The sequence below is a fragment of the Ketobacter alkanivorans genome (assembly GCF_002863865.1).
Taxonomy (GTDB): domain Bacteria; phylum Pseudomonadota; class Gammaproteobacteria; order Pseudomonadales; family Ketobacteraceae; genus Ketobacter; species Ketobacter alkanivorans.
The window spans coordinates 4,321,701-4,340,704 of record NZ_CP022684.1 but is presented as its reverse complement, the minus strand read 5'-3'; the positions used below and the strand labels follow the sequence as shown (position 1 = coordinate 4,340,704).

General features: G+C 50.3%; 16 protein-coding genes. 10 read left to right on the top strand and 6 right to left on the bottom strand.

From position 1 onward, the window contains the following. Positions 1–101 precede the first annotated feature (101 nt). The 8 genes from Kalk_RS18555 to Kalk_RS18520 all read left to right on the top strand — a co-directional run bounded on the left by Kalk_RS18555 (position 102) and on the right by Kalk_RS18520 (position 9,946). Positions 102–1,268, top strand: coding sequence for a cation:proton antiporter (locus Kalk_RS18555; protein ID WP_101895671.1), 1,167 nt, complete (start codon positions 102–104; stop codon positions 1,266–1,268). Then, on the top strand, positions 1,255–2,907 hold the full coding sequence (locus tag Kalk_RS18550; protein WP_101895670.1) for a VRR-NUC domain-containing protein: 1,653 nt from the start codon (positions 1,255–1,257) through the stop codon (positions 2,905–2,907). The genes Kalk_RS18555 and Kalk_RS18550 overlap by 14 nt, the downstream gene beginning before the upstream one ends. Continuing rightward, on the top strand, positions 2,904–5,186 hold the full coding sequence (locus tag Kalk_RS18545) for an ATP-dependent DNA helicase (protein ID WP_101895669.1): 2,283 nt from the start codon (positions 2,904–2,906) through the stop codon (positions 5,184–5,186). Before Kalk_RS18550 ends, Kalk_RS18545 begins: the two co-directional genes overlap by 4 nt. 15 nt (positions 5,187–5,201) lie before the next feature. After that, positions 5,202–6,044 (top strand): glutamate racemase, encoded by an 843-nt coding sequence (murI, locus tag Kalk_RS18540; RefSeq protein WP_158643580.1) that lies wholly within the window; start codon positions 5,202–5,204, stop codon positions 6,042–6,044. A gap of 56 nt (positions 6,045–6,100) precedes the next feature. After that, positions 6,101–7,381 (top strand): response regulator, encoded by a 1,281-nt coding sequence (locus tag Kalk_RS18535; RefSeq protein ID WP_101895667.1) that lies wholly within the window; start codon positions 6,101–6,103, stop codon positions 7,379–7,381. A 133-nt stretch (positions 7,382–7,514) separates the two neighbouring features. Beyond that, a complete protein-coding gene (locus tag Kalk_RS18530; RefSeq protein ID WP_158643579.1) occupies positions 7,515–8,363 on the top strand; it encodes a metal-dependent hydrolase in 849 nt (282 codons plus the stop codon). Between the two features lie 68 nt (positions 8,364–8,431). Continuing rightward, a complete protein-coding gene (locus Kalk_RS18525; protein WP_101895665.1) occupies positions 8,432–9,178 on the top strand; it encodes an SIR2 family NAD-dependent protein deacylase in 747 nt (248 codons plus the stop codon). 207 nt (positions 9,179–9,385) lie between these two features. After that, positions 9,386–9,946, top strand: a complete 561-nt coding sequence (locus Kalk_RS18520) for an HNH endonuclease (RefSeq protein ID WP_233716712.1) — start codon at positions 9,386–9,388, stop codon at positions 9,944–9,946. A 14-nt stretch (positions 9,947–9,960) separates the two neighbouring features. On the opposite strand, the gene Kalk_RS18515 is transcribed toward Kalk_RS18520, so the two are convergent. The 5 genes from Kalk_RS18515 to Kalk_RS18495 all read right to left on the bottom strand — a co-directional run bounded on the left by Kalk_RS18515 (position 9,961) and on the right by Kalk_RS18495 (position 16,069). Continuing rightward, entirely contained in the window at positions 9,961–11,679 is a 1,719-nt protein-coding gene (locus Kalk_RS18515) for a 7TMR-DISM family protein (protein WP_101895664.1), read from the bottom strand. Positions 11,680–11,983: 304 nt separating this feature from the next. Beyond that, the gene (locus tag Kalk_RS18510) at positions 11,984–12,727 is read right to left on the bottom strand and encodes a DUF481 domain-containing protein (protein ID WP_101895663.1); all 744 of its coding nucleotides are present in this window, start codon (positions 12,725–12,727) and stop codon (positions 11,984–11,986) included. Positions 12,728–12,789: 62 nt separating this feature from the next. Further along, a complete protein-coding gene (locus Kalk_RS18505) occupies positions 12,790–13,896 on the bottom strand; it encodes an OmpA family protein (RefSeq protein ID WP_101895662.1) in 1,107 nt (368 codons plus the stop codon). A gap of 130 nt (positions 13,897–14,026) precedes the next feature. Continuing rightward, the gene (locus Kalk_RS18500) at positions 14,027–15,541 is read right to left on the bottom strand and encodes a 4-hydroxyphenylacetate 3-hydroxylase family protein (RefSeq protein ID WP_233716710.1); all 1,515 of its coding nucleotides are present in this window, start codon (positions 15,539–15,541) and stop codon (positions 14,027–14,029) included. 186 nt (positions 15,542–15,727) lie between these two features. Continuing rightward, a complete protein-coding gene (locus tag Kalk_RS18495) occupies positions 15,728–16,069 on the bottom strand; it encodes a hypothetical protein (protein WP_101895661.1) in 342 nt (113 codons plus the stop codon). 197 nt (positions 16,070–16,266) lie between these two features. On the opposite strand from Kalk_RS18495, the gene Kalk_RS18490 reads away from it, so the two are divergent. Then, positions 16,267–17,043: a crotonase/enoyl-CoA hydratase family protein gene (locus Kalk_RS18490; RefSeq protein ID WP_101895660.1), complete on the top strand. Its 777-nt coding sequence runs from the start codon at positions 16,267–16,269 to the stop codon at positions 17,041–17,043. A gap of 116 nt (positions 17,044–17,159) precedes the next feature. Next, on the top strand, positions 17,160–17,945 hold the full coding sequence (locus tag Kalk_RS18485; protein WP_101895659.1) for an SDR family NAD(P)-dependent oxidoreductase: 786 nt from the start codon (positions 17,160–17,162) through the stop codon (positions 17,943–17,945). A 46-nt stretch (positions 17,946–17,991) separates the two neighbouring features. On the opposite strand, the gene Kalk_RS18480 is transcribed toward Kalk_RS18485, so the two are convergent. After that, positions 17,992–18,972, bottom strand: a complete 981-nt coding sequence (locus Kalk_RS18480) for a GGDEF domain-containing protein (protein WP_101895658.1) — start codon at positions 18,970–18,972, stop codon at positions 17,992–17,994. Between the last annotated feature and the right edge of the window lie 32 nt (positions 18,973–19,004).

The window sequence follows — 19,004 nt, the reverse complement described above, 5'->3', positions numbered from 1 at the left end:
GCAACATCTGGCCTGGGCGAAAGCTCGGGCCTCTTCCCTCCCCAGCAAGCCACCTGTACCATGTGCATCTTCCCCAGTGTTGGATTGAGCTACGGGAGCTTATGGAACAAATCAGTCACGTTCTGACATTGTTTGGCGGATTGTTTTTAATCAGCTTGGTGGTCACCCCCATCGCCAAAATTCTGCACGTTCCCAGAGTGACTCTGCTGATTTTAAGTGGTGTTGCGTTGGGCCCACATGGTGCCGGACTGCTTAACGGGGTCAGCGAAACATGGTTCCCGCTCTTAGCAGACATTACTCTGCTGATCATTGGTTACCTGCTGGGTGCCCGCCTTACCAAGAGCTACCTGAACAAATACATTGGTGGTGTACTCAATGCCTCATTGGTCATTACCCTTACTACGGTAGCAATGGTCATCACTGGTTTGCTGTTGGCAGGTTTTTCGCTGGAAGTAGCCGTATTGCTGGGCAGTATCGCCGCCGCTACCGACCCAGCCGCCACCCTGGATGTTCTTCATCAGCGAAAAGCCAACAGCTATTTCAGCAACCTTCTGCAAGGCATTGTTGCCTTGGATGACGTATTGGGGTTGTTGATTTTTAGTTTGGCCTTGGCGGCTCTGGGGCTTATCAATCAGAACGACGCACCACTGACCCCGGTGCTAACCATGCTGTGGGACATTGGTGGAGCCCTGTTATTAGGAGGCATCGTTGGCGGCCTGCTGGCATTCCTGCTAAATAAACGTGACCCGGAACAATCTGTCATTGTTGAATCATTGGGGTTTATTTTTCTGTGTGGGGGGCTATCTATTCATCTGGAGGTTTCGTTCTTACTTGCAGCCATGACCATGGGGCTCGTGGTGGTCAACACGGCAGATGCCACCGCGGATCATTTGCACGAAATCGAGGATATAGAGCAACCGTTCCTGCTGCTTTTTTTTGTAATGGCCGGCGCCACCCTGAATTTGGATGCAGGTGCAGCTGTTGGAGTAGCAGGCCTGCTGTTCATTGTGCTGCGTGCGCTGGGACGTTACCTGGGTGGATGCCTGTGTCCTAGCAATCCTGAATTGCAGGGGCATCGTCGCTGGCTGGGCGTTTCCTTGTTGCCTCAGGCTGGCGTAGCCATGGGTATGGCTTTGGTGGGGGCCCACGCTTATCCACAGCACGCCAACATATTATTATCCGTCGCAATTGCTGCAACAGTTATTTTTGAGGTAACAGGGCCGGTGTTTATTAATTTAGCATTGGACCGAGTAGATGAGCGCCCCTGAACTACCCCGCGGTTACCACGTGGAAAACCTCTCCAGGTTGCTGAATTCGGTCATGGATCAGTACGCAGACCTGCTGGAAGAAAACGAACACAAATTGTTTTCAGGGTTCCAGTGTTTGAGTGCTCAAGGAAAGAGCTTGTACTATCGTTTGCTCACCCGCCGCGGCCAGGCCATTCGTATCGACAAACTGAATTACGCTGATATAGATGACCTCCACTCGACCATGCAGGAGCTGTGCAGAAGCGACATGGCTACCATCAACAGCCATCTGGAGCCGGACGCCCTGCTCAACCTATTGACACGACAAGAACTGGTCAAACTGTTTCCGATTGCAGGCCACTCCAAACTTGCCAAACACTCGTTAATTGAGCATATCAACCAACACCATAAAGCAGAAATACTGCAATCAGAGATAGGGCAACACTATCCTTACGCAGAGGCCCTGTTTCAACCTGCATTTGAAACCTTCAAAGTGTGTTTTTTTGGCAACAGCCATCAGGATCTTACCGAATTCGTAGTTAACGATTTAGGCCATGTTCAATATGAACGCTACTCCTTGTGCAAGGCAACCCGCTACTTTCAAACACGACAACAAATTGAAACCCAAATCAGCTATTCCAATGCGAAGCAACAATTGGAAGACTCATCACTACTGCAGGATAAAAACGCGCTAATAGCGCTTGCAAACTCACTGCCATTGCCGGATCAACACGCTCATATAAACCGGCGTTACCAAAGAGTAATCATCACCATCGCCCGTCAACTGGAACGCCTAACCCATCTGGATGCAGCGCTAGCGCTTTACCGCCAGTGCAATCTCCACCCATGTAGGGAACGTAGCGCTCGCATTCTGAGGAAACAGGGGCTCGAAGATGAATCTCTGCACATTTGTTCTCAAATCGTTGAGCAAAGCAAACACCCGGAAGAACTCGAATTCGCCTTACGTTTTCAGGGTAAACGCCAACAAGCTCAAACTTGGCAAAACCACAACTTACATCTGCCAAATAGTGGTGCATCGGTAGAAATACAAGCGGCCTGCGCGCTCTCGGATCAACAACATAAATGCTACTACGTGGAAAACAGCCTGATAAATGGACTGTTCGGGTTGATGTTTTGGGACATTATTTTCTCCGCCGTCAACGGTGCCTTTATCAATCCCTTTCAGCGAGCGCCGCTCGACCTCTTTAGCGAAGCGTTCTACGAGCGCAGGCAGCAGGCCATTAACAATCGCCTGGCTCTTCTTCAACCGGCACTTAATCAACCCCTGAAGCAGCCGCCGGCTGCCCTCCTCCCGTGGCAGCAGCTTATTCTTGATCACTTCCATAACAAAGAGGGGTTGGCGAATCCTTTCGTCTACTGGGAACAATTGCCGTTGGATCTGCTGGAACTTGCCATAACCAGCATACCGGCGGCAGACCTGCACTGTATATTTATTCGAATACTGCAGCATCCTGGCCTGTTTCGGAACGGCTTTCCTGATCTGATTCGCTTCTCCAACACCGGCTATGAACTCATTGAAGTAAAAGGCCCGGGCGACAAACTTCAGGCAAATCAAACACGCTGGTTGAAATACTTTCAAAAAAAAGGCATTCCCAGCAGCGTTGTCTGGGTAAGCTGGCTGGACGGTGATACACGGTGAAACTTCGTGAGTTTCGAGTTTCCGCTACGGATTTGGCTCATTTCTGCTGCCGAAAGGGCGGTGTTGTTTCCGGTAACGAACGCAAACCTAGCGCCCAGCAAGGGATACAAGGCCACCAGTTTATACAGCAGCAACGCCCTCAGCACTATCAACGCGAAGTCAGTATCAAGAAATCCATCACCACAGACCGATGCCATTGGATTCTGGCGGGCAGAATAGATGGGTTACAGCACGAAAACGTAACGATTCTGGAGGAAATAAAAACCACCTACTGCAGCGAAACCGAATTGCCCGACGACCAGCATCAGATCCATCTGGCACAAGCGCAACTGTACGGTGCACTCATTTGCCAACAGCAGAATCTAACCGAGGTTCTGCTTCGTATTACCTACCTTAAGCTGGATGATGCACATATCTATTACCGCGAGCAGCTCTATTCCCATCAAGAGTTAGAGGCATTCCTCAACCATTGCATAGCCCAATACAGCAACTGGCTTAACCACTACTGTATTTTTCTGGATACACGAAACAGTGCCTTGCAAGAACAGCCTTTCCCGTTCGATGATTACCGCGCGGGGCAACGCAGCTTAAGCGCCACGCTTTACCGGGATATTCGTGATTGCAACCCCGGCATTTATCACGCACCCACCGGCCTGGGTAAAACCATAGGCCTTCTCTTCCCAGCACTGAAACATCTGGCTGCAGGCAACATTGCAAAGATTTGGTATCTGACTGCCAAAAACAGTGGCCATAACAGTGTCAGACAAGCGCTTGCGCACATGAACAGTCCATTACCCCTGAGGATACTTTACTTGCAGGCCCGAGAAAAAACCTGCTCTGGTTGCATCGCAGCCGGTCAAAGCGGCTGCAAGCACCTAACCAACCACTATGACCGCCTGCCCGCTGCTCGAGATGCGTTCCAAAGCTCTAGCCATTTTAACGAGCAGGACTTATTAAAGCTTGCGCAAGAACATCAACTCTGCCCCCATCAACTGACCCGCGACCTACTGCCCTGGGTAGATGTGGTGGTGGCAGACTACAACTATGTATTTGACCCCTACACCCGCCTCACCGACCCGTTGACTGGCAGCAAATCAATATGTCTTTTAATAGACGAAGCACATAATCTACCGCAACGGGCACGATCCATGTTCAGTGCAGAGTTGTCGGTACCCTGCATCAATCAACTGCAGAAAGCCATCACCGACACTGATTTACAGAAACGCTTAAGGAGCATAGGCAGAACACTTCAGACACTGTTAAAGGATGTAGATGATGGCGTAACCACCCTGCCCTCAAACCTTATCAACACGCTGCAGTTCACCGCAGACCAACTCAACGAATGGTTTGCTCAACAAAACTGGCTACTGTTCCCCAATGATATTTTCGAAAACATCATGGCACTGTGGCGTTTTGCCCAACGAGCGACAAAAATAGAAGCCGAAGACACCATCCTGTGTAGCCAACAACCTGCACGGATACAGATTTTTTGCACCGATCCAGCCCCTCAGCTTGAACGCATCAGCTCCGGCTTTCATTCCTGTCACTATTTTTCCGGCAGCCTTTTGCCCTTAAACTTCTTCCAGCGCAGCATCAGCACCCAACCGCTGCCATCGCAACTGGTATTGGCCAGCCCATTTCCACCCGAAAACCTGCTTACATTAGTGGCACCGGTGAACACCCGCTTTCACAATCGTGTCCGTTCCATGCATCAAATCGTAGAGTTGATTCAAACCCTATGGCAGTGTCGACCCGGACGCTACCTGATGGCATTGCCATCCTATGAATATCTTCGCAGCATCATGACTGAGCTGGAGCAATATCCAGGCATCCCCCTGCTCTGCCAATCGCAAACCAGCTCGCCGGAAACACACCAGACATTTCACCAGCAACTACAGAAAGAGCACTACCTAGCCGGAGTCATTACCGGAGGCCTGTTTGCCGAGAGCATCGACCTGAACAACAAACTGGATGGCGTTATCATTATTGGAACCTGCCTACCGCCCCCCTCCACCGAGATCGAGCAGATAAAGGCTCAGTTTGATCAACAGGGACAAAGCGGCTTTGATTTTGCCTATCGTTATCCAGGCATTAATCGAGTAATCCAAACCGCTGGCAGGGTGATTCGCAGCGAACGGGATCGAGGCGTAGTACTGTTGGTAGACGACCGCTTCACACAACCGGTATATCGCAACCTGCTCCCCTCCCACTGGCAACCCCACACGGTGAAAAGTTCAATTGAATTAAAGCAGGCACTGAGCGCTTTCGCCCCGAACTGACGTATAATGCACATCATGCAGAATCCAACATTTCTTATTATCGATTCCGGAGTGGGCGGCCTGTCCATCTGGCATGAAATCCAACAACGCATTCCCCATGCTCACGCTTGCTATGTGGCCGACAATGGGGCCTACCCTTATGGCGCTCTGGCAGAGCAGGTCCTGGTGGAACGCTTACTGAGCCTGCTGCCTGAACTGGAACAACGTTACCAACCTGACATCATCGTCATCGCCTGCAACACCGCCAGCACAGTGGTGCTGGATCACTTGAGAGCGCAGATCAGCACTCCGATTATCGGCGTGGTGCCTGCCATCAAGCCCGCCGCCGAGCTAAGTGTCAGTCGCCAGGTCACATTGCTGGCCACACCAGGTACCATCAAACGACAGTACACCGACCGCCTGATACAGGAGTTCGGTAAAGGCTGCGCTTTCACCCGCATAGGCTCCCATGAGCTGGTTCATGAGGCAGAACGAAAACTGCGTGGACTGCCGGTCAATATGGACACCATCAGACAAGAATTAGCACCGCTGATTCAACCCAACAACAACACCGATGTACTTATACTGGGCTGTACACATTTCCCCTTTTTAAAGGATGAAATCAGCCAGTTGATACCCGCTGGTATACGCGTAATTGACAGCGGTAACGCCATTGCTCGCCGCGCCCAACAGCTGTTAGACAACCTGGCGGCCACTACGGGTCATGAAACACATCTCACAACCAACACCTTTCTATTCACTGCTGAAAGCGGCGAGGCACACAATCTGGAGCCGGGAATACTGCACTTTGGCTTCGATAAAATTCAGTTTCTTACCAAAAGCACAACACAAAACGAACAAAAATCTGGTGCATCCTAAATCGCTTTGATATAAGTTTGTAAGCATAATGATAACAATGGATCGAGCAGTCGTTCATGTCGAATAAGCTGGCTCTGGTAGTCGACGATTCCCGTATGGCCCGTCACGTTCTCAGCAAAATGCTGTCTGAGCAGGGTATTGACGTGGATTCCGTTGAGTCTGGGGAAGAGGCCCTGGGTTACCTTTGCGGTAAGAAACCCAGCATGATATTCATGGATCACACCATGCCCGGCATGGACGGTTTCCAATGTCTGCGGGCCATCAAAAATGATCCTCATACGGCAATGATCCCCATCATCATGTACACCTCCAAAGAGGGTGAAGTATATGAGAGCCAGGCGCGGGCATTGGGTGCGGTGGATGTACTACCCAAAACCCTGAAACCGCTGATGCTGGCCAAGATGCTGGAACGGCAAAACTTATTACCTCATCAGACCTCATCCGTACCAGTAGCGCAATCTGTGGGCCGAGCTGCCAATGATGTCGTTATTGTCGATAACGAGCCGGTTGCCGAACCTGCCGCCCCAGCCGTTAAAGAGGATCATCCCGAGCTGGAGGCACTGGAAAACCGCATCGAACAACTCACCAATCAATTGCAGGGCATGAACAGTCAGAATGATGCCCGAAGCAACCGCAGTGCTCGATACCAGTACCTGGGATTAGGCCTATGCATCGCATTGATTGGGTGGCTGCTGATGAGCAATAACCGCCTCATGCAAGAAATGACCATGATGCAGACCGACAAGCGCAAGCTGGAAGACACCCTGCAGCTGCAAACCCAGCAAAATGAAGACATGCGCGAACAGCTCAGCTCCCAGATCGACACTCAGGTTCAGCAAAGTGATGCTCACAACCGACGTTTCTATGAAAGTATTGAGTGGGCCTTGAATGAGGACGGCCAGTTCGCTTGGGATGAAAAGCCTTTTAACGACAGGCTTGCAGCCACTCTTTCACAGCTGGCCCAAAACCTGCGCAGCGTAGGTTTCGTGGGTGAAATCAGCATCCGTAGCCACCTGGGGCGTTTCTGCCTGCTCACTGACAGCAATGGCGAGCCCGCGCTACCAGATACAGAGATGACTCTGGCCAATTGCGAAATCATCCAGCTTTCACCCAGCCTGGCCGAAAGCCTCGGCAACGATCAAACCCCAGGCTTCGAACGCTTCATCGTTGCCTTTCAGTCCGAATACGGTGAAGACATAGAACTTAGCCTGTCTACCGCTGGTGACAGGCGTCCGGTGGCCCGTTATCCCAGCCAGGATCCCGATGTTAGCGCCCAGCGTTGGAACAGCGCAGCCTCACGTAATCAACGTATCGAAATATCCATAAACCCCTACTGACTGATAGCCCACCCTCATGGCCTGATATGACATTTTAATGTCTCAGGCTCACCTGTTTGCACCTCTGCAACCCAGGCATAGTCAAACCTCGACTAACATAAAGATAAGCGATACAACGCAGCAGGAGCAGCATATGGGTAGCTATCAGGCACAGGTGGCCGTCGGGGTGGAAGTAAAACCACGGCAGATGGACTTCAATTTCCCCGATGAAATTCCTCGGTACTGGTTTGACGATAACCCTTACATTACTCATTTCCTGAATGCTTTGTCGTCTGTCTTTCCTGAAGGTGAACGCTTCTTTATAGAAACTGTCCGCCACTATCAAAATCAGATTGATGACCCGCAGCTACTGAAAGACATTCGCGGCTTCATCGGACAAGAAGCTCACCATGGCAAACAGCATGAAGCATTCAACCAACTGATTGAAAAGCAGGGCTACCCCCTTGGTGCATTCGGCCGCTTTGTTAAAAAACGACTGGCGGCCACCCGCGACTTTCTCAGCCCGGCCCAACGACTGGGCATCACCATCGCGCTGGAACATTTCACCGCCATACTCGCCCATCAGGCACTAGCCGATCCGACGTTTACCGCCAAAGCACCCCAGCCGTTTAAAAACCTGATCCTGTGGCACGCCATTGAAGAAACCGAACACAAAGCCGTGGCCTACGATGTATTTCAAACGGTATGCGGCGACAACGCTATTCGCAAAGGCACCATGATGCGGGTTAGTGTGTTTTTCTGGGTTCATATTTTTTCGCTGCAGGCAATCTTGCTATGGCGGGATGGCATGCCAATACGCCCCATAAAGTTTTTTGATGCCGTCAACTTTCTGATTGGAAAACCGGGCCTGTTGCGCAAAGTGGCGCGCGACTACCTGGATTATTACAAATCAGACTTTCATCCCTGGCAGCATGACAACCGTGATCTGATTGCCAACTGGAAAACCCAGTTTTCAGATCTCGCCAATCAAGTAAAGTCTTGAGCCCCGGCCTTAAAATAGCGCGCTGATTCGCCTACACTGCGATTGAAACTTACCAACGCAGTGTAGCCATGAATCAGCCTATTACAGATCGCAAAACCGCAATCCTTTCCGCCAGAACGCTACTGCAGCAATGTGAAAAAATCGTCTGCTTTTCCGGAGCCGGATTGAGTGCAGAATCAGGCATTTCAACGTTTCGTGATAGCGAAACCGACGCACTGTGGAGCCGATATGATCCCACCCAACTGGCCTCGCCGGAAGGTTTTGCCGCTGACCCCAAACTGGTCATTGACTGGTATAACTGGCGTCGCGATGCCATTGCCCAGGCTAACCCCAACCCGGCACATCTGGCGTTAGCCCAGCGCCCGGACATTATTCAGATCACCCAGAATGTGGACGACTTACTAGAGCGAGCTGGCTGCAAGCAGGAATCCGTTATTCACCTCCATGGCAACATTACCCACGATCGCTGTCACCAACGCTGCGGATTCCAACAAAAAATCGACCTTGCCAACCCCCCACCACTGCGCAACTGCCCCATGTGCGACGCGCCTCTGCGGCCAGCCGTAGTGTGGTTTGGTGAAACACTGCCTGCATGGGCCTGGCAACAGGCGGAGCAACACTGCCAACTGGCGGACTGTATGCTGGTTATTGGAACCAGTGCCAGCGTCTATCCTGCCGCCAGTCTGATTGAGTTAACCAAAGCCCAGGGAGGCAAGGTAATTGTGATAAACACCCATCCGAGCGGTGCAAGCACACTGGCCGACATGGAACTAATCGGCCCCTGCGGTGAATGGCTACCTGAATTGTTGAGTTAATTTCGTAAAGGGGCTAAATTGTCATAATCCCTGATTAAAATTGATAACTGTCTGGAAAAGCTAGGTATTCTGGCTCAATATTAACATCAGGGATAACCTAATATACTCGTTATCCAAGTCGGTTTGATGCGCAGTAGCCACAAGCAGCAAGCATCCAACCACTAAGTGCATTCCAAAAGCATGCAAATTAAAGACAGGTTTACGTATATGCAGATGAATACCCGCATTTTGCGGCTTAACAAGGCCGGTGTGCCACTACAATGGCTGGACCGTGAAGACGCAGCGACCCTGCTGGTTAAAGGGCTCGTTGTGTGGTCGCTGGGTGACACCACCGTCACTATCCGTGGGGGCATCAACTGCCACGGATTGCGCTCAATTTTGAATATCCCAACCATCATTGCCACGAACGGAGATGTTCACTACAACGATCATCACGTACCCGCCGTGTGCAACCGCCTACTGTTCCGACGCGATCGCAATACCTGCATGTACTGCGGTGATCAGTTCAATCAGGAACGGCTTACTCGGGACCACATCATCCCTCGCTCACGGGGGGGCAGTGAAAGCTGGACCAACCTGGTAGCGGCGTGCCGACGCTGCAATCAGCGCAAAAGCGATAAGACACCCGAAGAGGCCTGCATGCCTCTGCTGGCGATCCCATTTAAACCCAATAAGATGGAGTATCTGGCGCTGGCAAACCGCAATATACTGAGCGATCAAATGAGTTTTTTGCGCTCAGGCTTTTCCAAGCATATGCGCATAAACTAAAAACCAAAGCAGCATCAGGCAGTGACACCGTTGCGATGCACGAAGGTGAGTGTGTCGTCGATGGAATAGGACATGGACTTTTTGTGTACCGCCTCTTCCAGATAGTGGAAGGATTCTTCGATGTAATCCACATCATACTTGTCGGTAAGATGGGATATCGCATAGCCAAAATGCAAATCGTATTGCTCACCTAACGCAAAATTCCACTGCTCCACTCGCTCTATCACCCCCTCCGCCTCGAACTTATTATGCAACGGAAACAGCAAAACGGTAACCTCGCCGGGCAGGCCTTCCGTTGCTGTCTTGAAAGGAAACACCGTAATGCGACTGTTAAACAACGCCTTTAAACAGTCACCCAGTGCAATGTAATCAGGCCGGTGAGTGGTTTTATCGATAACCATCACCGAAATAACCAGCACCCGCCCTAACTCAGAATGAATTCGACGATCAAGATCACGAATATCTTTCAGGTGCTTTTCCAGCTGGGGAATTTCCAGAAAACCGCTTTTATTATTCACAATGTTGATACGCTTCTGCAGACGCTGCTTCATCATGTCCAACGTAATATTAATACGGCTGCGCTCAGCTTTTTCATGACGATAAATCGCCGACATCGCCAGTGAGAATACGATGATCTCGAAAACCGAGCCGATCTCCTTGCTGTGATAGATCAAAACATTAGAAGGAAGGTAACCCAGCAGATTCAAAGAGAAAATACCGATGGAAATCAATAGGACGGACCAACCCACCACAAAGTACCACCCCAGAAAATGGCCATCTGCCACGGACTTGATACCCAACGCCATCATGACTGACGCAAAAGCCAACGCTAAATACGTTGCATAAAAAGCATAGTCATTCAACGACACAATAGAGATCATCCCCAGCACAATGCCACCGGCAATGACGCCTTGCCCCAGAACATACAATCGGGGGCTATAGCGCCTGGCATCCAGCAACGTCAGCGCGAATGCCGTTCCAAAGCAACTATAAAGACAGAAAAACAGCGTGATCGATGCGTTATTAAAGGCGGGAGCATCGGGCCATAGATAGGCAAAACCATGACCATTCAAGGACGACTCAAATAACGCGGTGGAAGCCACATAGATTGAATAGTAAAAGTAGAGCCGTTCCCTGATAATCAAGCCATTCATCAGGCTGTAAACAGCCATCACCAGCATGGTGCCGTAGTACGCCCCCCACAAAATCAGATTCCACTCTTCTTTCTCATAAAAATCCTGTTCGGAATAAATACGAATAGGCATTTGCAGAGAGTTCGAGGTTTTAGCGTGAATAAATACGCGGCGGCCATCCAGGGCTGGGTTCACCGGAAAGCTGTAGTCATCATCCCATATGGGGCGTGAATCAAACGGAAAGTCGGTTCCAGTAACGTAGTTCTGGGTAATCTGCCCACGCTCATCTACGACATAGAACGCTAAATAGTCCACGGTGGGGTAATGCACCTCCACCACCACGCTCTCGCCGTCTGCCAGCTGAACCAGCGGCATCTCAAAGTAAAACCAGTGTCCCGAGCTGGAGGAACCATAGTTGACCTTGGAAGGATCGGCGCTGCCCCAGTCATAGGCAATGGCATCTTCAATCGTTGTCAGATGGTCGCTGTCCAACGCATGGCGGATATCAAGGGAAAATGAGGCATCGGTGTGGCCATGGTGTTTCGCCAGCACCACAGGAAAGACAATCAGGCATGAAAACAACACAACTAGCCATCGCATGGACAAACTCCTGCAATTCCGGCCAGCAAGCTGGAGAACCGTATTTCCCGCATAGTGGTGTTCATGAATTAGATCAATTTTAATTCGACTGTTATTAAGTTATATACCCGAACTTCAATTTTCACAACAATTACAAACAATTAACCCCCACTCCTGATAAACAAATTACATTAGGTTGTGGTGTAGTTAACGTTTATGGAAGAACTGGCTCACCCTGAACACAAAAAGGCCGCTTCCATTTGAAAAGGAAGCGGCCTTTTTGTGGGGCCTATCTGTCAGCCCAGCTATCCATCACACAGTTACACTAGAAGGTATAGTTCAAACCCACTAACAACTTGCGATCCGAGTTCTTAACGCCTTCCGGCACTTCGTCGGTGTGCTTGATTTCATAAGCAATCGATGCGTTCAGACTACCGTTAATTTTCAAACGCAAACGGGTAAAAGATTTGGTTACCGTTTTATCTTCACCAATTTCAGTACTGAAATCTTCATCAAAGGTGGCAGTTTCTGAAATCTTCCAAAGATAGAGTGCACCCAAACGCAGCACGGCCTCTTCTTCTACATCACCCGTTTCCGAGAGCTTGGATTCACGATAACCAACACCGGCGTCAGCTGAAAGTTCGTGTTTATCGGTTCTCAGCAGGTCGCGACCATAACCGAAGGTAAGGGAGGCTTCGTAATCGTAGCCACTAAAACGATCGTCCGTATACTCAGCCAAGCCGAACAAGTAGGATTTCTCACCTATTTTGTATTCTGCCTTGCCTGATGCAAAGTACTTCTCGGCGGTACGTACTTCACTTTTATCGCCGTTGGCATCGACCTGTTCAGCGGTCTCATTGCTGGCTTCCAGCTTGAACAGGTTACGCCACTGTTCGCCTTCACGGGTAGCCTTGCTGCGAAAATCGATATTAGTGCTCTCGGTATTGCCAGAGTTATCGATATAAGCCAGGTTGGCTTCACCGGTCCACAGTTTGTTTTCGGTTTCATCGGCTGCAAATGCAACACAAGGTGAGATGGCCAAAGCCAGTATTGTGATCTTATGTTTCATATTCAATATCCCCTAAAATACGAATGCCGGCGCATAGCGCCGGCACGGTAACACTTTAGCTGTTACTTCATTACTTCTTTCTGCATGACCGCTACAACACGGCGGTTTTCTTTACGGCCATCCGCAGTATCGTTACTGGCAACTGGCTTTTCTTCACCGTATCCAACCGCCTTGATACGCTCTGCAGCAACACCGTAACGACCAACCAGCTCGTTCTTCACAGAGTCAGCGCGCTTCTGAGACAATTTTTTGTTGTATGCTGCTGCGCCCTGGCTGTCAGTATGGCCTTCGATTTCAACTTCCAGATCAGTATGCTTTTTAAGGAAATCAGCAACTACTTTCAACTCAGGCTGATACTGATCCTGAATGACATCCGAGTTGGATGGGAACTGCAATTTCAGCTCGATGCTTTCAACGGTTACTGTTTGAACCACACCAACACAGCCTTTTTCGTCAACGGCCGCACCAGCCTCAGTGTCAGGGCACTGATCGTTATTATCAGTTACGCCGTCACCGTCGCTATCCAATGCACAACCATTAGCATCAACTTTCACACCAGCAGCCGTGCCAGGGCACTTATCTTTCGAGTCAATCACGCCATCGCCATCGGTATCAGCCGGTGCAGCCACCACAACCGGTGCTTTCTCTACCGGCTTGGGCTGGCTTTCGCCGCCGAATGCATAGCTTACGCCCAAGGTGGTCATCATATCGGTATCGTTATCGTCGATTCCGTAAATGCCGCGCAGATCCCAGCGTGCTGACCAGGCTTCGTTAAAGTTAAAGCGCAAACCACCGCCCAGATTTACTTGGGTTTCACCACCGTCAAGAGCAGCGCTGGGGCTATCAAAATCGGCATGGCCGATACCAGCACCCACGTATGGCTGAACAGTGCCATCTTTAGTGAAGTAGTACAAACCGTCCAGCTTCAACTGAGTAACATCGGTTTGCTGATCACCGTCGTTACGGAAAGCAGCCACTTCGGCAGCCCAGTTTGGGCCAAAGCGGTATTCCACACCCAGACCAAAGCCATCTGCCTCATCCGGTAAGCGGTCATTATCGAATTTGATATAGGAAACCGCAGGGTTGATTACGATTTGGCCTTCCTTGTTCTCGGCAACAGCAGAAGCAGCCAACAGAGAAATGGAAATAGGTAGTATTATGCGTTTCATGGTTTATCCCCTTTGTCCTAATGATGAAGCGCATACTATCGGGGTTTTTTTTAATTCTCCACCCTGTATAACCAAAAAAGGCTGCGATTTAACTCGCAGCCCTTCAGGGTGAACGTTAATTAGCTAAACCTTAATCAACCTGCTGTATACCAGCGAGTTTTTTCGCATGCCATTTCTTCTGATCCACATTCATTCCACGCAGAATTTGAATGCGTTGAGCCTGGGGTGACCCGGCACCATGCATGGACTCGGTGAGATAACCCACAGCATTACGGCCCAGAGTCATGTTTTCAATTAAACGGAGGATTTTTACTCTATCTGCTGTGGGTATGTCCTCACGGCCTTTGAAGTATTTATCCAGTAACGCTCCGGTTTCTTCTGATTCAAAATCCTGCTGGGATGGCAAAGTTACCATCAAGCCACCGGCTAGATCCTGAGCCAAACGCGAGATCTCATAGGGGAACCGGGTAACGTTGTGTTTGCACACATTGGCGAGCATGGAATCATTGATCCAGGCACCGGACGGCAATGGCTTGGATTCATGTGCAGAGGCGATACTGGAAGAATAGATTGTCTCGTTCAGGTGGGTCATTTCCACCAGTTTGTCACGAATGTGGGAAACCTTTTCCAGTCCGTTGTACTCCGCGATGGTGGCAGCGGCACCCACCATGACATCACCCAGACCCGTTTTACATACATAACTGGCACGATGATAAGAAGTGAATCGCTCCACCATGGGGGCGGCAAATTCATATTCACCATCCATGAAAATGTGTTCCCAGGGGATAAATACATTGTCAAATACCGCCAGCACTTCCTGACCGGCGTATTGAGCGTTGCCCTTATCCACATCACCGGCTTCCATAGCGCGCGTGTCACAGGATTGGCGGCCGTAGATATACGTCAATCCTTCTGCTTGCAGGGGAACAACACCAATGATGGCAAAATCTTTGTCATGCTCACTCAAACGCATAGTGGGCAGCACCATCATCCAGTGGGAGTTCAAACCACCGGTCATATGTGCCTTGGCACCGCTGACAAACACACCGTTTTCGTTGCGGTCGGTGATCCGCATAAACAGATCCTGATCAGCCTGCTCATGGGGCGCTTTACTGCGATCCCCTTTCGGATCCGTCATCCCGGCAGCAATGATTTGGTTATGCTTCTGCAAGCGCTCCAGAAACCGAATAAAGCGTGGATGATACTCAGTACCGTGAGCCTGATCGATGTCATAAGTAATGGAGTGCATGACGCTGATCGAATCCAGACCCGCGCAACGCTGAAAACACGTACCGGTAATCTGCCCCAGTTTACGCTGCATGCGATTTTTCATTACCAGATCCTGGGCACTGTGGGGAATGTGCAGGAACCGATTTACTTTCTCACCGTTCAGATGGCTGGTGGCGGAGGCAAGTTCAGGCTCATCGGTGGCCAGATCATAGGTTGCTTTCAAGGCATTAATAGAGGGCCAGATCATAGGATGGTCAACGGGCTCTTTGATCTGCTCACCAAAAAGGTAGACCGTGAGATTACGCCCACGCAGGCTTTCCACATAGTCATCGCCGGTCACGATGGGCTTGAACTGGCTCCACACGTCGTCGGCCGTGTACTGTGATCGTAATTTTTGCTGCACCATATCATTCATGGGCTACATCCCTCTCTAACTGACTTTTGTCAAAATTGATATTGTTGTGGGGTCGATCGGGGGCCTATCTGACCCAAATTATGACCGAACAGTCAGGGATATTAGCATTGCAGCGAAAAGATGTCGCCCCATTTGAGTGATGGGGCAATCAGTCGGAATGATTAAAAACAGCTGGGGGCTAATGCCCTAATTGGGTTCTCCCACCCGCTGTGATTCCAAGGTATGGCGATATTTTTGCGCCAGACGAATAAACTTAGGCGTAAGGCCAGCATCTTCGTAAATGGGATCACCGCACTCGTCAGTTGTCACCTCTTGCCCAGCCTCATAGGGGAACGACTGGCTCAGCTCATTTAAAGCGAAGCACAACAAATCCGTTAAGATCTGCTCCTCGGTGCAATCGGGGTACATCTCTTTCAGAGCCAAAACCTGAGCGGCTTCTTTCATTGGCAGATTGATTGAAAACTGTTGACGGGTACGCTCACCTTTGTTGGCTTTTTCCCAATGAGCAACCAATTCTTGAATGCGCATGTTAGTCTCCCGAACCTACTCTACTTTAATTTTACACCTCCTCAGTTTAGCTCGAAAAAAAGCTCCTGATCAGGTAAATTTGTTAAAAAACTAAAACCAAACCAAGATGCTGCTTGTTTGTGCGCAAACTCAATAACACGCAAAGGATCGCCCATAAATAATGCATTTTTGCAGCGTTTTTCCTGCCCGGAGTTTCCATGCCCATCAAAATTGAAAAGAACGGTGCTATCACTACCATCATCATTAATCGCCCTCAGGTACGCAACGCCGTCGACGGCCCCACAGCTCAGGCGTTAGCTGATGCGTTTCGCGCGTTCGAACAAGACAGCACAGCAAAGGTTGCCGTTTTATATGGCGAACAAACTTTCTGTGCCGGCGCAGATCTGGGGGCCGTTGCCAGTGGAGAAAATCGCAACCGCCTGGAAGCGGAAGGCGATGGCCCCATGGGGCCAAGCCGTATGCTGCTATCCAAGCCGGTTATTGCGGCCATTGAAGGACACGCCGTGGCTGGCGGCCTGGAACTGGCGCTTTGGTGTGATCTGCGCGTTGCCGCCGATGATGCCACCCTGGGCGTATTCTGTCGCCGTTTTGGAGTGCCCTTAATTGATGGCGGAACAGTACGACTGCCTAGGCTAATCGGTATGAGCCGTGCAATGGATTTGATTCTTACCGGCAGACCCGTGTCCGCTCAAGAGGCCTTTGACATTGGACTGGTAAACAGAATCTGCGCTCAAGGTAACGCACGCCACACCGCAGAACAACTGGCACTGGAAATCAGCGCGTTCCCCAGCTTCTGCATGCAACAGGATCGACTCAGCGCATATCAGCAGTGGCAACTGCCCTTGCAGGAGGCTCTGGGCAACGAATTCGAGCTGGGCATGGATGTAGTGCGCAGCGGAGAAACGGTGGCCGGAGCCAAGCGTTTTAAACAAGGCACCGGCAGGCATGGAAAGTTTAATAATGGTGATTCATAAAACAGCCTCATCATAAACCTTGGGCTGTTTAAGCTTAAGTATTTTGGCGTTGCAATTGCTATTACCAATAAAGCGGATAACATAGTGCTAATATTAGATTGTTCGGGAACAGAAAAATGGCATTAACCACAGCCCTGGTGACCGGTGCCTCCAGCGGAATTGGATACGAGATCAGTAAGCTTCTGGCGGAGCAAGGCCATGATTTGGTGCTGGTAGCGCGACGGGAAGACCGCCTCAAACAGCTGGCGGAATTTCTGCAGCGGGAATACAAAATATCAGTGCGGGTGGTGGCCATGGATCTCACCCAGATCAGTCAAATCAAGCAGCTGTACCGAACCCTTGAGCAAGAAAACATTCCGGTGGACATTCTGGTGAACAATGCGGGGCTCGGCCATTCAGGCCCCTTTACCGCAACCGACGCCGCCGATGTTCTGCAGGAAATCCAGCTTAATGTTGTAGCACTGACATACCTCACCAAACTGTTTGCTACTGACATGGTGAAGCGCGGCTTGGGCAAAATACTGAACATTGCCTCTGTTTCCGGGTTTATGCCTGGGCCCTATATGGCGGTGTACAACGCATCCAAGGCTTATGTCATATCCTTCAGTGAAGCGCTCAGAGTTGAATTAAAAGGTACCGGCGTCAGCGTAACAGTCAGTTGCCCGGGGCCGACCTCCTCTGAGTTTCATCAGCTGGCCGGTACAGCGGGCTCGCTGTTTTTAAAGATATTACCTACGATGAATTCAGCCCAGGTGGCACGTATATCAGTGAGCGCAATGCAGAAACGCAAGGTTCTGGTGGTGCCAGGCACCCTGAATAAACTGATGACGCTCTCACCCAGGATCACACCCCGCGCCATCTTACTGTTTATTCTTAAAACATTGATGAAGCCACGAAGGTAACTCTGAACGGCAAAAAGCTCAGTGGCTCAGGCGCAGCTTGAGATGGTCAAGGCCGTATTTCGATCCGGTTACGCCCATTGTGTTTGGCCTGATACAAAGCCTGATCCGCCAACTCTATCGCTGTTTCAATAGTTTCATTATCTGCCAGCGGTGAAACACCAACCGAGATGGTAACCGAAGGCAGCTCTTGCCCTTGTTCTGCGGTTATCTGGCAACGTTCTACCGCTTTGCGCAGACGCTCGGCCACGGCCCGCGCCTGCTTTGCAGGTGTTCGCGGCAACAGCACCACAAATTCTTCACCGCCATACCGTGCCAACATATCGCTGGGGCGTAAGCTTTTGCGCATGGTGCGCGCTACCATCTGTAAAACCAGATCACCCGACTTATGTCCGTAGGTGTCGTTAAAGCGTTTAAAATGATCCACATCCAGCATCAGCACGGCCATTGGCATTTGCTCCAACAGCGCCTGACCATGTAACGTTTCAATCATGTCCAGCAGCCAGCGCCGATTGTTCACGCCGGTCAATGCATCTACATTTGCAGCATGCTCCTGTTCTTTCTCTCTGGACTTGGAGACGACGACGATGTCGTTTCCGGAACGCAAACGATTAGACAGGAAATACAAAAGGTTGCGACACAGGCTGTGGGATGAATCAATCAGCAGCCATAAAGTATCGCTCTCAATCACGAGGACTTCGCAGGGCTCAACTGCTTTTACATAAGCAGAAGGGTTACGGCCATCGAATACTGACATCTCACCAATGCACTCGCCGCTGCCCAACTCCAGCAATGGGCTGGCATCCAGACTTTCGAGCGATACCGCAACTCTGCCAGACAGCAGAAGATACATGCAGCTGTTACCGAATTCCGGACGCAACATAACGTCGCCAGCTTTCAGTTGCTCCTTGCGACATTGATTCAACAGTGGGCGAATCCGCTTAAGATCCACCTCATTGAATATGCGGAACTGCCGGAATTGGGCATCGGATACAGAATCACCCATTTGTAATTTTGAAGTAAGTGCCATAATGACCACATTATAACGGGAACATTAAAAGA